This window comes from Bacillus sp. 22475 (assembly GCF_052044835.1).
GTDB lineage: Bacteria > Bacillota > Bacilli > Bacillales > Bacillaceae_G > Bacillus_A > Bacillus_A cereus.
The window spans coordinates 19,591-33,316 of the sequence record NZ_JBQENW010000004.1 but is presented as its reverse complement, the minus strand read 5'-3'; the positions used below and the strand labels follow the sequence as shown (position 1 = coordinate 33,316).

Below are 13,726 nucleotides of genomic sequence, written 5' to 3'. Positions count from 1 at the left end.
AAGAAGGTATCTTCTTTCCTTTTTGCTATATTTGTTCTAATTAGTTATATACTATGGGTGAATGCCGTTTTCTAATAGCTCAGTAAATGCATGAATATGAATAGGTTTACTGTAATAATAACCTTGAATAAACTGACATTTATTTTTTTGAAGGAAATTTACGTGCTCTTTCGTTTCTACACCTTCAGCAATGACAGACATTCCTAATGTATTTGCTAATGTGATGATCGTTTTAATAATTTCCATTCCATCATCACATGTTTCAGACATTGTAATAAATTCTCTCGGGATTTTTAAAGTATCAATTGGATACAAAGGTAAGTAGGCTAGCGAAGAATAACCTGTACCAAAATCGTCGATAGAAATGTGAATCCCTAAACTTTTTAGTGTACGCAGTTTTATCAATGTTTCTCGCTCATCCATCATTGCAATTCGCTCTGTTAATTCAAGATCAAGAGAGCTTGCTGGTAAACCTGTATTTGTTAAAGTAGAAGAAATAGATTTTACAAAATCCTCTTGTTCAAATTCCTTAGCAGATAAATTTACACCTATTTTTAAATGTGAATATCCGAGTGCGTGCCAACGTTTCATTTGTTTACAAGCCTGCTCTAATGTCCATTTACCTATTGAAATAATTTGTAGTGTTTCTTCTGCAATCGGAATAAACTCGTATGGAGAAATAATACCTAATTCAGGATGATTCCACCTAATTAAAGCTTCTGCACCGATAATTTTATTAGATTCACTATCAACTTGAGGTTGATACAAAAGGAACAATTCTTCATTTTGTAGTGCGTTTGGTAAATCTTTTTCTAATCGCAATCGTCTTTCAATTTTTTTAGCGATTACATCGTCATAAATAGATACAGAGTTAAGTTCTTTTGCTTTTGCATCATACATTGCAACATTAGCGTTTTTCAGAAGTGTAGCGGTATCGATTCCGGAATGTGGATAAATAGCGATGCCGATACTCAGTGATAAAGTTAATTTATGCTCATGTATGATAAATGACTTTTTCATGCATTTAAATAATTGGTTACATAATTGGAATAAGTAATCTTCGTCAGTATAGTTTTCAATTATGATTGTAAATTCATCGCCACCGATTCTTGAAAGATGAGTATGTGATGGAAGACATGATTGGAATCGCTTTGCTACTTCTTCTAATATGTAATCTCCTGATGAATGTCCAAGTGTATCGTTAATTGCTTTAAAGCGATCTAAATCTAAATATAATAATGCAAACTCGCTTTCTGTTATTTTAGCATTTTTTATAACTCTCTTTAATTTCTTATGGAAAAAGGCACGGTTACCAATTTTCGTTACAGTGTCATGGAATGCTAAATATTTTATTTCTTCTTGCTGTTTTTTTAGTGCAGTAATATCTTTCACCATAATATAGCTTCCTGAAATTTGTCCGTCTATTATAATAGGAATGATTGTAACGTATAAAAAATAAGTAAAGCCATCTTTATATTGAGAACTAAGTTGTAAGAATGCCGATTCTTGTTGTTTCACTTTTTCTAATGCCAATGCTAGCTTATGCTTATCTTCATCTAAAATGATCGAAAAACAAGTTTCACCTAGTAACTCATCCGTTGGTGCCCCAAGTAGTACACTCCCAGCCTTATTTACATTTAAGAATATTCCATTTAAATCAATGGTGAAGATAGGGTCAGGATGATATTCATATAATGATTTAAACTTTTGCTGTTTTTGAGAAAGAGCCTCTGATTTATGAACTAAATCAGACGTCCGTACAGTAACTTTTTCTTCTAGTTGGGCATTAAATGCCTGCAAACGTTTTGTTAAGGAATTGTTTTGCATACGTACGATAGAATGACGAATGAGTACGAAAATAAAAGTAATACAATTTCCTGTAATGAGAGTTGAAGATGATGTTTGTTCTTTTAATGTAAACCCGATTAGTATTGCAACAGCAAGATAGGGAAATATAACTAAAGCTTTTTTTCCTATTATAGGGTTTACAAGGAAATAATTTCTATGGCTATTATGATCTTCTGAAATAGAGCCAGCTATTGCAATAAGTAATATAGGTATTCTATATAAAAGACGTAATAATATTATCGTTTCAGTTGATAAGTGGTTATTTAAGTAAAAATAAATATAGTTAAAAGTTGCAGAACTTATTAATACAAAAATAAAGATATAAATTTTCCGTTTGGAATTAAAAATTGTTGGACGGAAAAAGAGACTAACACCTAGCAGTAGAAATAATAAATCTGCAATTGGATATAAAAATGAAAGGAAAACATCTCCTAGTGAAAGAGCGAATATATTTAAATTTGGTTGATTAAATAAATACCATTCTAATGTAAATATGGAAGTAAGCACTATGCATATATCACAAATAAAGAACGCTTTTTCCCATTTATTGCATTCCTTTAAGATTTTATAGCAGAAAGCGATAAGACAGAAAAATAGAAAAAACATGTAAAATACATCAGAAACCGTAAAACGATGTATTGGAATTTCGAAGAAGCTATCTTGATATGTATATACTATTTTCCCTAATAAAAAACTACCAATTGCTATTGTAATACATATCCAAAACGGATTTGAACTGACTTTTTTAGAATATATAGAGTAAATCAGTGATACAAATGTAATGGCTTCAACGACAAGTGAAGCGAAGCGTACATCTGAATTTGAAAAATGAGTAGGGAATAGATAGAAAAACATAAAATAGATTGAATAGCATATTAATGTTCCGATTAATATACATAATTGTAAATTTTTATTTAATTTCAATGAAATCACCTTCTTTAATTATGCACTATGTTCGTTATATCTATACATAATAATATTATTTAAGAATTGTATCAGATTTCCTTATAAAAATCATGTTTATAAGGAAAGTGTTAAAGAGTGTAAGTATTCTTAAGGTTGAAAAAATATTGCGGTTGATAGTATAGACTGTATCAAGACTTTAAATAGAAATTGTATATTTAGTCATCCTTTGAATTGTAAAGTTTTTTTAGTGATTTGTAAGTGGAGATGCAAAATTGCATATAAAATGATGAGTATCTTTTTTTGGTGAGATTTTTATTTTTAATCTGAAAATTAATATTTGTGAAAATGTTGAGAAAAGATATAAAATAAGAACGTGTATTCTTACAGAGTGGAATAGTATTGCCACTAAATAGGGAGGCTTTTTTATGATATATCGAATTAAAGATGCAGAAATATACTATGAAATTGTGGGAGAGGGTAAACCGGTCATTATCATACATGGCTGCGCCCCTGACCATAGGTTAATGATGAAATGTATGGAATCAGTATTTCAGAAATATGAAGGTTATAAGCGAATATATATTGATTTACCTGGAATGGGAAAATCGAATGCTCCAAATTGGATAAATAGTTCAGATCGTATAGTAGAAGTGCTTATCACATTTATTGAGGAAATCATTTCTACTGAAAAATTTTTATTGGTAGGAGAATCATATGGAGGCTATTTAGCCAAAGGTATACTTGCAAAGATGTTTGAGAGAGTTAGCGGATTACTATTAGTATGTCCTGTTGTTGTAGCGGAGCCAGAAAAAAGGATTCTTCCATATAAACAGGTAATTGTACAAGATGAGGAATTTTTAAATACGCTCACTTCCACAGAAAGAGAGGAATTTTGTGAGTTAGCTGTAATAGCAAATGAATATACATATAAGCGATTTAAAGAAGAAATTAAGCCTGGGTTAGGTGTTGCTAATTATGAATTTATTGAAAGGTTGCAAAAGAATTACTCTCTTACTATGGATTTTCAGCGTGAAAAATATGAAAAGCCCGTTCTTTTACTGACTGGAAGACAAGATATATCAGTAGGTTATCAAAATATTATAGAAATTATTGAAGAATATCCAAGGGCAACATTAGCAGTGTTAGATATGGCAGGGCATAATTTGCAAATTGAACAGCCTGAATTATTTGAAAGTTTAGTGGGAGAATGGATTAGACGAACAAATCAGCACGTTTTATAAAGTATTTTAGTATTACGCTTAAGTGTTGAAATGGGATAAATGAACGTGATTTATTAACTAATAAACAATTTTAAGGAGAAATTATGAGCACATATATTTATATGGTTAGACATGGTGAATCGCCAAAACTAGAAGGAAATGAAAGAATGCGCGGGTTAACTGAGAAGGGACATATGGATGCCCGTAGAGTAACTGATATATTAAAAGCGGAGAGAATTGATACTTTTATTTCCAGTCCCTATAATAGGGCTATGTTAACGATAGAGGAGTCAGCTAATTTCCATGAAAAAGAAATAGTAGTATATGAAAATCTTAAAGAGTGTATGTTTTTAAGTGAGGATCAGGTTATATCAGACAAAGAGGTGTATCCACTTGTACAGAAGATGTTCTCTAATCCGGATTTTGCAAGAACGGAAGGAGAGTCGTATGCAGATTGCCAGAGAAGAGTAGTGAAAGTATTAAAAGAAATCTTAATGGATTTTCAAGGACACAAAATTGTAATTGGTACACATGGGCTTGTCATGACATTAATGATGAACTATTTTGATAAACAATATGGTTTTGAATTTTTAATGAATACGTCAAAACCGGATATATATAAGATGGAGTTTAAAGAAGAACAATTAATGAATGTAGAGAGATTATGGAAAGCGGAATAAAATTAGTTGCATGGATTTTGTTGTAAAAGTTACTTTTATAGCAAAATCTTTTTTTTGGATAGAAAGCATCTTTATCAACTATTTTTAGAATGTTAAATCAATAAGTAATTATTCAGTATTTGTATAAATTATGGGGGAATTGGTTTAGAGAAACAATTTTAAATGTGTCAAAACTCCAAACGTTGGATTTATATTCAAACAGAGAAAAAGATGTAGAATTTTGTCTTACGGTCCCCGTTTACTTTTCATTTCATTACATATAGGCTTTGTGGTGTAAAGGGGAACATCATCTTTACACAAAATTTATAAGGAGGACATTGTGATGAAAAAGATTAAAAAGTTTGCGGGAGTTGCTTTAGCGGGGACGATTGGATTAAGTGGACTACTGTTTTTAGAACAAAGTGTAAGCGCTGCGGAAACCCAGCAGGTGAAAGAAGGAAATTTCAATGCAATTGATGTAACGATGAATCAAAGTGAATTTTATGTATTGAGTGGCAGAAGCATTGATGTTCTTTCTGGAGATAAAGAAGCAATTCAACTAAATAAATACACAATTCGTTTTAGTAAACCAGGGAAGTATGTCATTAAAGTAAATGGCTGTATTTATGACGATATATATACTTTTATTGTAAATGAGTAGTATATATTCTTAAATTGTGAGATGAAAAAAGAAACACCCTATTTGCGGTGAGAATCGTAAATAGGGTGAATTTATTTGTATTAAACTGTACTTTAAATATGTTCACTAATTTTCTTTTTGCTATGTAAAAGTGTTTGAAACATCTTAAATGATTGCTGAAAGATTGGACTTTGAATAAAGGTGTACAGAAAAGTTACGATGAAAACAGGACCTCCTAGCATAAATCCAATAACTAGTACAACACATTCTACTATAATTCTAGCACGGCTAATAGACAGTCCTGTTTTGTCGGAAATAGTAAGCATGAATCCATCGCGAGGTCCAGCACCAATCCCAGCCGCAACGTACATCCCTCCCCCAATACCTGTAATGGCAATACCGGATAATAAAATGAGTAAATTTATCCATAAAAAATCACTAGCGTTTGGAAGGATATTTGATTGTAAGAAAAAGTCCATAATGGGACCGATAAGTAGTGCATTTAAAAATGTGCCCACATTTATATATTTTCGATCTACTAGTAAAGAAATGAGAACGAGACATAATCCACATATGACACTCCACGTACCAATGGTCCATCCAAACCTTTGGTAGAGAGCCATGTTTAAAACTTCCCAAGGATGTAAACCGAGAAACTTAACTTTGACTGCAAGAGCATTTCCAAGGCCGAAAAAAATTAATCCTAAGAAAAAAAGAAAATAGCGAAAGAGAGTTAGCCTCATCTTTAAAACCTCCCATATTGTATAATTATGTATATTACATGTAAGAGTTTTAATGTACAAATATTACGACTTTTTAGCTGGTATTTATAATTTCTAAAATACAAATGAAATATATATTCGCAGTCAAAAAAGTTAAAGTATTTCGTTTTAAGGACTATAATAGAGAGAAACATAAAAGGGAGTGAATGAGTTTGAAACAAGAACTTATTGAAAGATTTACGAGATATGTAAAGATTGATACACAATCAAATGAAGAAAGTCATACAGTACCAACAACACCTGGACAAATTGAGTTTGGTAAGTTATTAGTGGAAGAGTTAAAAGAGATTGGCTTAACAGAAGTAACAATGGATGATAATGGGTATGTAATGGCAACACTTCCTGCTAATACGGAAAAGGATGTTCCAGTAATCGGCTTTTTAGCACATTTAGATACGGCAACCGACTTTACAGGGAAAAACGTAAAGCCACAAATTCATGAAAACTTTGATGGTAATGCAATTACATTAAATGAAGAGCTAAATGTTGTGTTAACGCCGGAACAGTTCCCAGAATTACCATCTTATAAAGGGCATACGATTATTACAACTGATGGTACAACACTGCTAGGAGCAGATGATAAAGCTGGTCTTACAGAAATTATGGTTGCAATGAATTATTTAATACATAATCCGCAAATTAAGCATGGGAAAATTAGAGTTGCGTTTACGCCAGATGAAGAAATTGGCCGTGGACCAGCGCATTTTGATGTAGAAGCATTTGGTGCATCATTCGCTTATACGATGGATGGAGGTCCATTAGGTGGTTTAGAGTATGAAAGTTTTAATGCTGCAGGTGCTAAGTTAACGTTTAACGGAACGAATACACATCCTGGAACAGCGAAAAATAAAATGCGCAATGCAACTAAACTGGCTATGGAGTTTAACGGGTATTTGCCAGTAGAAGAGGCACCAGAGTATACTGAAGGATACGAAGGGTTTTACCATTTACTCTCTTTAAATGGTGATGTTGAGCAAAGTAAAGCATATTATATTATTCGAGATTTTGATCGTGAAAATTTTGAAACACGTAAAAATACCATTGAAAATATTGTGAAACAAATGCAAGAGAAGTATGGGAAAGATGCAGTCGTTTTAGAAATGAATGATCAATACTATAACATGCTTGAAAAAATTGAACCAGTAAGAGAAATTGTTGATATTGCATATGAAGCAATGAAAAGTTTAGACATTGAACCAAATATTCATCCGATTCGCGGAGGAACAGATGGATCACAATTATCATATATGGGATTACCGACGCCGAATATTTTCACTGGTGGTGAAAACTATCACGGTAAATTTGAGTATGTTTCGGTAGATACTATGGAAAAAGCTGTTCAAGTTATTGTAGAAATTGCAAGACGTTTTGAGGAGCAAGCTTAAAAAAGAACCAAGTAGTACGAATGTGCTACTTGGTTCTTTTAATATAGTACTCGCCACAAATAAAAAGTCGCATAAGACTCCCAATTAGCCCAGTTTGCTGCAAAATCTTTTATTTCATCTTTAGTCGGTTTATTTTCGGAGCCTATTATAAATTTAATTGCATTATGGAGACCAACATCATCAATTGGAAAAGCTGAAGGGAATCTTAAACAACGCATTAAAACATAGTTGGCAGTCCATGGTCCTATACCATGGATGGCGGTTAATTGTTTCTCAGCAACCTTTACATCTTGTGTTTGCAGTAAATCCTCTTTTGATAGTTTTCTCTCTGTAATAAGCTTCGCAATACCGATTAAATATTCACATTTTCTAGTCGTCATTTTTAATTGTTGGAGATCTTCTACATGTAGATTTGCAATTGTTTCAGGTGATGGGAATATCCAATGTTTTCTACCGTCCCATTCTACATAACTTCCAAATTGCTCAACTAATCTCCTTTTTAGCGTATAAGCATATGTTAGGTTAATTTGTTGACCGATAATTCCCCAGGAAAGTGCCTCAAATAAGTCTGGAATACCTAAATTACGAAGGCCATAATATTGTTCAATTGGTCCTTGAAGGAGTAAATCATGTTTCGCTAATGTATAAAAAGGGGCTAAATCAGTAGTTAAATCAAACCATTCTTTTATATAGTTAGCTACAGCATCGCTTACCCATCTTTCATGAGTATATAACTTTCCTAAAAAACGTATTTGAATATTGCCATCAGTATTCAAACTAATTTCAACTAAAGGATTTACATCTTGAACAGGGATAACTTTATAAATTTTATTGTCTTCAATATGGAACATACATTCATTGTTAGAACGTGATAGATAGCGTAAATTTTCTTGAAAACAAAATTCTTTCGGAACTGCTACAGATAATGCGCTATTATATTCTGCTGTCATATGAATTCCACCTGCAGCTTTTCTAATGTAAGCAATTTTTTCTTCATTTCTAATCCACCCCTAAATCCGGTTAGTTTCCCATTCTTCCCAATAACGCGGTGACAAGGAATGGTAATAAGAAGAGGGTTAGCAGCAATAGCAGAAGCAACGGCGCGCACAGCTTTAGGTTTTTGAATTCTTTCAGCGATTTCTGTATAAGAATATGTCTTTCCATAAGGAATTTCACGTACCGTATTCCAAACAGATAATTGAAAATTAGTTCCATAAGCATCGATAGGGAATGTAAAAGTTTCTCGCTTGTTTTCTAAATACTTGATAATTTCTTTCGTATATATTTGCAAGTAATCTGGACTATGGATCAATATATGTTGGGGCAGTTTTTTTCTAGCCCATATATTTAATTCTTCAAAGTTTTCTTCTTGTGATCCAATGAAACATAGTCCATTTTCAGTTGCAGCAATATGAAATCGCCAATTTTTATGTGTAAGTAGCGTCCAATATATATAATTATTTTTGTAGGAATTCATTATCGTATCCCTCTTTCATTTCGTTCTTTTTTCGATATTCAGTAGGAGTAAATCCGGTTTTCTTTTTAAATAAAGTTGCGAAATACTCTGGGTTTTCTATCCCGACAGCAGTACTAATTTCTTTAATAGATTGATTTGTGTGTAAAAGGTATTCGGTTGCTTTAAGAACCCTGAATTGTTGTATATATTCTATAGGAGTTAGCCCTATTATTCTTTTGAAAGTACGCTGTAAATGAAAAAGGCTACCGTGACACATTTCCGCAAGCATGTCGAGAGTTAAGGATTCGTCATAATGCTTTTCGATATAGTCTTTAATTTGTTCTACCCACTCTTCATTAGGTAAAGTGATCCCGTTTGGCTTACAACGTTTGCACGGGCGAAAGTTTTCACTTAATGCTTGTTCTGTATTATGAAAAATTTGTACATTGTTTCTATTCGGTATTCTTGATTTGCATGATGGCCTGCAAAAGATTCCAGTTGATTTCACAGCATAAAAGAATTTGCTATCATAGGAAGAATCATTATGAATAATTGCTTGCCAATACTCATTTGTTAATGTAACTCCTTCATTGTGCAAAGAACATCACCTCTGAAATTAGTATAACCTGAATAAAGTGCGTATGTATGTATTCATAAATGTAAGAGCAAGATTACAAAGGTGAAAATATGATTGTTTTTCTATTTTGTGATAGCATGAAATTTGGAAATAATCATCAAGAGGAGGGCTAAAAGTGAAGTTAATTTCATGGAATGTAAATGGTTTGCGAGCAGTTATCGCAAAAGGTGGATTTTTAGAATATCTTGAGGAATCAAGTGCTGATATATTTTGTCTACAAGAGATTAAATTGCAAGAAAGGCAAATTGATTTAAATCTAGAGGGATATTATACATACTGGAATTATGCTGTGAAAAAAGGATATTCAGGAACGGCTATTTTTTCGAAAAAAGAACCGCTTTCAGTTACATATGGTTTAGGCATTGAAGAGCATGATCAAGAAGGGCGACTTATTACTTTAGAATTCGAAGATTTTTATATGATAACGTTATATACACCAAATTCAAAACGTGGATTAGAACGATTAGATTACAGAATGAAATGGGAAGATGATTTCAGGTCCTATATCAAACGATTAGATGAGAAAAAACCAGTTATTTTTTGTGGAGACTTAAATGTTGCTCATAAAGAAATCGATTTGAAAAATCCAAAAAGTAATCGTAAAAATCCTGGATTCTCTGATGAGGAACGAGAGAAATTTTCATGTATTTTAGAAGAAGGGTTTGTTGATACATATCGTTACCTTTATCCTGATCAAGAAGGTGCATACTCGTGGTGGTCGTATCGTATGGGCGCGAGAGCGAAAAATATCGGATGGCGTTTAGATTATTTTGTTGTTTCGGAAAGAATGAAAGACCAAATAACAGAAGCGAAAATTAATAGTGAAGTAATGGGATCAGACCATTGTCCAGTTGAATTACATATAAATTTCTAAAAAAAGAAGTATCTACCTAACATTAGGCGGATACTTCTTTTTTAATTCAGTTTGTTAAAATTTTTCAAATCTTTCTTGAAATAATTGCATATTAAATATATACTTAGTAACGATAATCATTATCAATGAAAAGCGTTATCAACGGATGAGGTATAAAAGAATTATAGCTTAGGGGAAGTGAACGGGAATGAGTTCTGGATAGAATTATTAATCTAATGAAATATATATGTAAGACAAGTTTCATATAGTTAAATTTTATTGAGAATATAGTTTGGAAAATTCGAGAGGAGATATATAAAGATGAATAAGAAGTTATTTACATTAGGGATGGTTACAGTTTTAAGTGTAGGTTTAGCGGCATGTAATAGTGCGGATAAAACTTCAGGCGAGCAAAAACAACAGACAAAAGCTACGGAAACGAAAAAAGATGAAAAACGAAAAATTACATATTTAGGTAAAGAATATACAGTGCCAGCAAAAGTAGACAAAATTGCGACAGCTAGTTTAGAATCAATGGAAGATGCGGCAGTACTTGGAATTAAACCAGTTGGTGCCATTACTGTTGGTGGTAAATTACCGAAGTATCTTGAGAAAGATTTAGAAGGTGCGAAATCTGTTGGTGAGAAAATGGAACCAAATTTCGAAACATTACTTCAATTAAAACCAGACGTTATTACATCAAGTACGAAATTCCCAGCAGAAACAGCTGAAAAGTTTACGAAAGTAGCTCCTACATTCCCGGTATCACACGTTTCAACAAATTGGGAAGATAACTTAAAGTTAATGGGAGAATTAACTGGTAAAAAAGATAAAGCAGAAAAAATTATTAAAGACTACAATTCGGACGCTGAAAAAGCAAAAGCAAAACTAGGAGATAAGTTAAAAGATAAAAAAGTACTTGTCATTAGACTAAGAGCAAATGACTTATTCCTATACCCAGAAGGAGTATACTTTAACCCTGTAATTTATAAAGATCTTGGACTAACTGCTCCAGAACAACTTAAAACGGTAAAAGCACAAGAAAAAATTTCTTTAGAAAAATTAGCTGAAGTTAATCCTGATTATATCTTCTTACAATACGAGGCAAGTGAAAATAATAAACCGAAAGTGTTAGAAGACATTGAAAATAATCCAATTTGGCAAAGTATGAACGCTGCGAAAGAAAAGAAAGTATTTGTAAATGTTGTAGACCCAATGGCACAAGGTGGTACAGCTTGGAGTAAAACAGCATTCTTAAAAGAAGCAGTGAAAAATTTATCTAAATAATACAATAAATAAGGTGCGTTGAATGATATGCAGAAAACAAATGCAGTACCAGTAACTATATTATGTATAGCACCCATACTCATCTTATTTACAGTTATACTTTCGATTTTGTATGGGGCAAAAAGTATTGACGCTGAAACAGTGTGGAACGCATTATTTCATTTTGATTCAAGCGATGTAAATCATAATATTATTATTACTTCACGTTTACCAAGGGTAGTTGCAGCTCTTTTAGTCGGAGCATTTCTAGCCATATCAGGAGCACTTATGCAGGGGATGACAAGAAACTATCTTGCATCCCCTTCTATTATGGGTGTGACGGATGGCGCTGCCTTTGTTATTACACTTAGCATGATTTTTCTTCCGGGAATGTCATCAATTGGTATGGTTTTATGTTCAATGATTGGTTCTGCACTAGGAGCCGGTATCGTGTTTGGTTTTGGTTCGCTCCTTCAAAATGGCTTATCACCAGTTAGGTTAGCGATTATAGGAACAGTTATTGGAACATTTTTAAGCAGTGTATCGGCTGCAATGGCTTCGTATTTCCAAATTTCTCAAAATGTTAGTTTTTGGTTTAATGCAAAGTTAGATCAAGTAGATCCTAATATCATTAAAATCACGATACCGTTTGCGATAATTGGAATAATTTTAGCACTGTTAATATCAAAATCTATTACCATTCTTTCATTAGGCGAAGAGGTTTCTATTAATTTAGGGCAACGTACAAAACTAGTTAAAGCGATGGCAATTTTATCAGTTATCTTTTTAACAGGAACAGCAGTTGCTTTAGTGGGGAAAGTTGGTTTTGTAGGTTTAATTATTCCGCACATTACCCGCTTTATAATTGGGGTAGATTATAAGTGGATTTTGCCATGTGCAGGTGTTATTGGTGGCGTTTTCTTAGCGTTATGTGACGTTTTGAGTAGATTTGTAAACTATCCATTTGAAACACCTATTGGAGTCGTTACCTCTTTAATTGGAATTCCTTTCTTCCTTTATTTAATCCGTACTAGAGGAGGAGAGAGACATGCTTAAAAGTTCAAGTCAACGTTTCGGAATGACGATGGGGATTATTATATTTTTAATACTATGTGCTATTTATATTAGTTTAACAAATGGTACGTTCGACATTACGATTACAGATGTATTTAAAACACTGTTTAGAATTGATCCAGTACCAGAACATGATTTAGTTATTTTTGAGTTTCGCCTTCCGCGCATCGTAATTGCTGGATTAGTAGGATTAGGCCTTGGTGTTGCGGGTGCCGTTATTCAAGGGATTACGAGAAATGGGTTGGCGGACCCAGGTATTTTAGGCGTAAATGCCGGAGCAGGAACAGCGATTGTCATTTTTATGTTTTTCTTTCAAGGGCAATTAAAAAGCACAGACTGGGTTTCTATTATGATGATGCCAATGTTTGGTTTAGTAGGCGGATTAGGTGCAGCTATCATCATTTATCTGTTTTCTTGGAAAAACGGTAAATTAGATTCGCAGCGACTTTTATTAACAGGGATTGCAATTGGATCAGGATTTGGAGCCTTTTCTATGTATTTATCACTCAAAATGAAGTCAACTGATTTTGAAATGGCCGCAGTGTGGGTGTCTGGAAGCGTATATAGTGCGAACTGGAAGTATATTGTGGCTATGTTACCATGGCTTATTATCTTAATTCCGCTTATACAAAAGAAAGCTTATTTATTAGATTTATTTCAATTGGAAGAAACGAGTATTACAAGTTTAGGTGTTTCAGTAGAAAGAGAGAAGTCGATTTTACTATTAAGTAGTATCGGGCTTGTGAGCGCATGTGTTGCTGTTTCAGGGAGTATCGGTTTTATTGGCTTAATGGCACCGCATATAGCGAAAAGGCTTGTCGGTATTCAACATAAGTATATAATTCCTACGTGCGGCGTAATCGGAATGTTTCTTGTAATTGCTTCAGACTTTATTGCGAAAACAGTTTTTACACCTGTAGAGCTACCAGTTGGAATCGTTATTTCTATTGTCGGTGTACCGTATTTCTTATATTTACTTTATAAGGCGAAAGCGTAAGAG

13 protein-coding genes are annotated in these 13,726 nt (G+C 33.0%); 8 read left to right on the top strand and 5 right to left on the bottom strand.

The window, feature by feature from the left end:
- Positions 1-51: 51 nt before the first annotated feature.
- Positions 52-2,772, bottom strand: coding sequence for a putative bifunctional diguanylate cyclase/phosphodiesterase (locus ACTJJY_RS08750; protein WP_440605376.1), 2,721 nt, complete (start codon positions 2,770-2,772; stop codon positions 52-54).
- Positions 2,773-3,179: 407 nt separating this feature from the next.
- Here ACTJJY_RS08750 and ACTJJY_RS08745 point away from each other — a divergent pair, with 407 nt between their 5' ends.
- The 3 genes from ACTJJY_RS08745 (at position 3,180) to ACTJJY_RS08735 (ending at position 5,294) form a co-directional block, all read left to right on the top strand.
- Complete coding sequence (locus tag ACTJJY_RS08745) at positions 3,180-3,995, top strand: alpha/beta fold hydrolase (protein ID WP_440605375.1); 816 nt, start codon at positions 3,180-3,182, stop codon at positions 3,993-3,995.
- Between the two features lie 83 nt (positions 3,996-4,078).
- Positions 4,079-4,654: a histidine phosphatase family protein gene (locus ACTJJY_RS08740; RefSeq protein ID WP_440605374.1), complete on the top strand. Its 576-nt coding sequence runs from the start codon at positions 4,079-4,081 to the stop codon at positions 4,652-4,654.
- A gap of 322 nt (positions 4,655-4,976) precedes the next feature.
- Positions 4,977-5,294, top strand: a complete 318-nt coding sequence (locus ACTJJY_RS08735) for a hypothetical protein (protein ID WP_440605373.1) — start codon at positions 4,977-4,979, stop codon at positions 5,292-5,294.
- A 92-nt stretch (positions 5,295-5,386) separates the two neighbouring features.
- On the opposite strand, the gene ACTJJY_RS08730 is transcribed toward ACTJJY_RS08735, so the two are convergent.
- Positions 5,387-6,016 carry a YczE/YyaS/YitT family protein gene (locus ACTJJY_RS08730; protein WP_440605372.1) on the bottom strand — a complete coding sequence of 210 codons (630 nt, stop codon included), beginning with the start codon at positions 6,014-6,016 and terminating at the stop codon, positions 5,387-5,389.
- A gap of 191 nt (positions 6,017-6,207) precedes the next feature.
- Between ACTJJY_RS08730 and pepT the strand changes: the two genes are divergently transcribed.
- A complete protein-coding gene (gene pepT, locus ACTJJY_RS08725) occupies positions 6,208-7,440 on the top strand; it encodes a peptidase T (RefSeq protein WP_440605371.1) in 1,233 nt (410 codons plus the stop codon).
- A 38-nt stretch (positions 7,441-7,478) separates the two neighbouring features.
- Here the strand turns inward: pepT and ACTJJY_RS08720 are convergent, their stop codons facing one another.
- Genes ACTJJY_RS08720 through ACTJJY_RS08710 form a run of 3 tightly spaced genes read right to left on the bottom strand, consistent with a single transcriptional unit; the run spans position 7,479 to position 9,494 of the window.
- A complete protein-coding gene (locus ACTJJY_RS08720; protein ID WP_440605370.1) occupies positions 7,479-8,390 on the bottom strand; it encodes a DNA-3-methyladenine glycosylase 2 in 912 nt (303 codons plus the stop codon).
- Positions 8,387-8,917 (bottom strand): methylated-DNA--[protein]-cysteine S-methyltransferase, encoded by a 531-nt coding sequence (locus ACTJJY_RS08715; protein ID WP_440605369.1) that lies wholly within the window; start codon positions 8,915-8,917, stop codon positions 8,387-8,389. Before ACTJJY_RS08715 ends, ACTJJY_RS08720 begins: the two co-directional genes overlap by 4 nt.
- Entirely contained in the window at positions 8,898-9,494 is a 597-nt protein-coding gene (locus ACTJJY_RS08710; RefSeq protein WP_440605368.1) for a bifunctional transcriptional activator/DNA repair enzyme AdaA, read from the bottom strand. Before ACTJJY_RS08710 ends, ACTJJY_RS08715 begins: the two co-directional genes overlap by 20 nt.
- Before the next feature lie 154 nt (positions 9,495-9,648).
- Here ACTJJY_RS08710 and ACTJJY_RS08705 point away from each other — a divergent pair, with 154 nt between their 5' ends.
- The 4 genes from ACTJJY_RS08705 to ACTJJY_RS08690 all read left to right on the top strand — a co-directional run bounded on the left by ACTJJY_RS08705 (position 9,649) and on the right by ACTJJY_RS08690 (position 13,723).
- The gene (locus ACTJJY_RS08705; protein WP_440605367.1) at positions 9,649-10,407 is read left to right on the top strand and encodes an exodeoxyribonuclease III; all 759 of its coding nucleotides are present in this window, start codon (positions 9,649-9,651) and stop codon (positions 10,405-10,407) included.
- A 300-nt stretch (positions 10,408-10,707) separates the two neighbouring features.
- A complete protein-coding gene (locus ACTJJY_RS08700; protein WP_001035498.1) occupies positions 10,708-11,673 on the top strand; it encodes an iron-hydroxamate ABC transporter substrate-binding protein in 966 nt (321 codons plus the stop codon).
- A gap of 27 nt (positions 11,674-11,700) precedes the next feature.
- Positions 11,701-12,708 carry a FecCD family ABC transporter permease gene (locus ACTJJY_RS08695; protein WP_440605366.1) on the top strand — a complete coding sequence of 336 codons (1,008 nt, stop codon included), beginning with the start codon at positions 11,701-11,703 and terminating at the stop codon, positions 12,706-12,708.
- Complete coding sequence (locus ACTJJY_RS08690) at positions 12,701-13,723, top strand: FecCD family ABC transporter permease (RefSeq protein ID WP_440605365.1); 1,023 nt, start codon at positions 12,701-12,703, stop codon at positions 13,721-13,723. The genes ACTJJY_RS08695 and ACTJJY_RS08690 overlap by 8 nt, the downstream gene beginning before the upstream one ends.
- Positions 13,724-13,726: the final 3 nt, after the last annotated feature.

What these genes read in the sequence shown, in the direction of transcription:
- ACTJJY_RS08745 (WP_440605375.1), top strand. Translation starts at nt 3,180, where the DNA reads ATGATATATCGAATTAAAGATGCAGAAATATACTATGAAATTGTGGGA.
- ACTJJY_RS08730 (WP_440605372.1), bottom strand. Translation starts at nt 6,016, where the DNA reads ATGAGGCTAACTCTCTTTCGCTATTTTCTTTTTTTCTTAGGATTAATT.
- ACTJJY_RS08690 (WP_440605365.1), top strand. Translation starts at nt 12,701, where the DNA reads ATGCTTAAAAGTTCAAGTCAACGTTTCGGAATGACGATGGGGATTATT.
- ACTJJY_RS08735 (WP_440605373.1), top strand. Translation starts at nt 4,977, where the DNA reads ATGAAAAAGATTAAAAAGTTTGCGGGAGTTGCTTTAGCGGGGACGATT.
- ACTJJY_RS08740 (WP_440605374.1), top strand. Translation starts at nt 4,079, where the DNA reads ATGAGCACATATATTTATATGGTTAGACATGGTGAATCGCCAAAACTA.
- ACTJJY_RS08715 (WP_440605369.1), bottom strand. Translation starts at nt 8,917, where the DNA reads ATGAATTCCTACAAAAATAATTATATATATTGGACGCTACTTACACAT.
- ACTJJY_RS08720 (WP_440605370.1), bottom strand. Translation starts at nt 8,390, where the DNA reads ATGACAGCAGAATATAATAGCGCATTATCTGTAGCAGTTCCGAAAGAA.
- ACTJJY_RS08700 (WP_001035498.1), top strand. Translation starts at nt 10,708, where the DNA reads ATGAATAAGAAGTTATTTACATTAGGGATGGTTACAGTTTTAAGTGTA.
- ACTJJY_RS08695 (WP_440605366.1), top strand. Translation starts at nt 11,701, where the DNA reads ATGCAGAAAACAAATGCAGTACCAGTAACTATATTATGTATAGCACCC.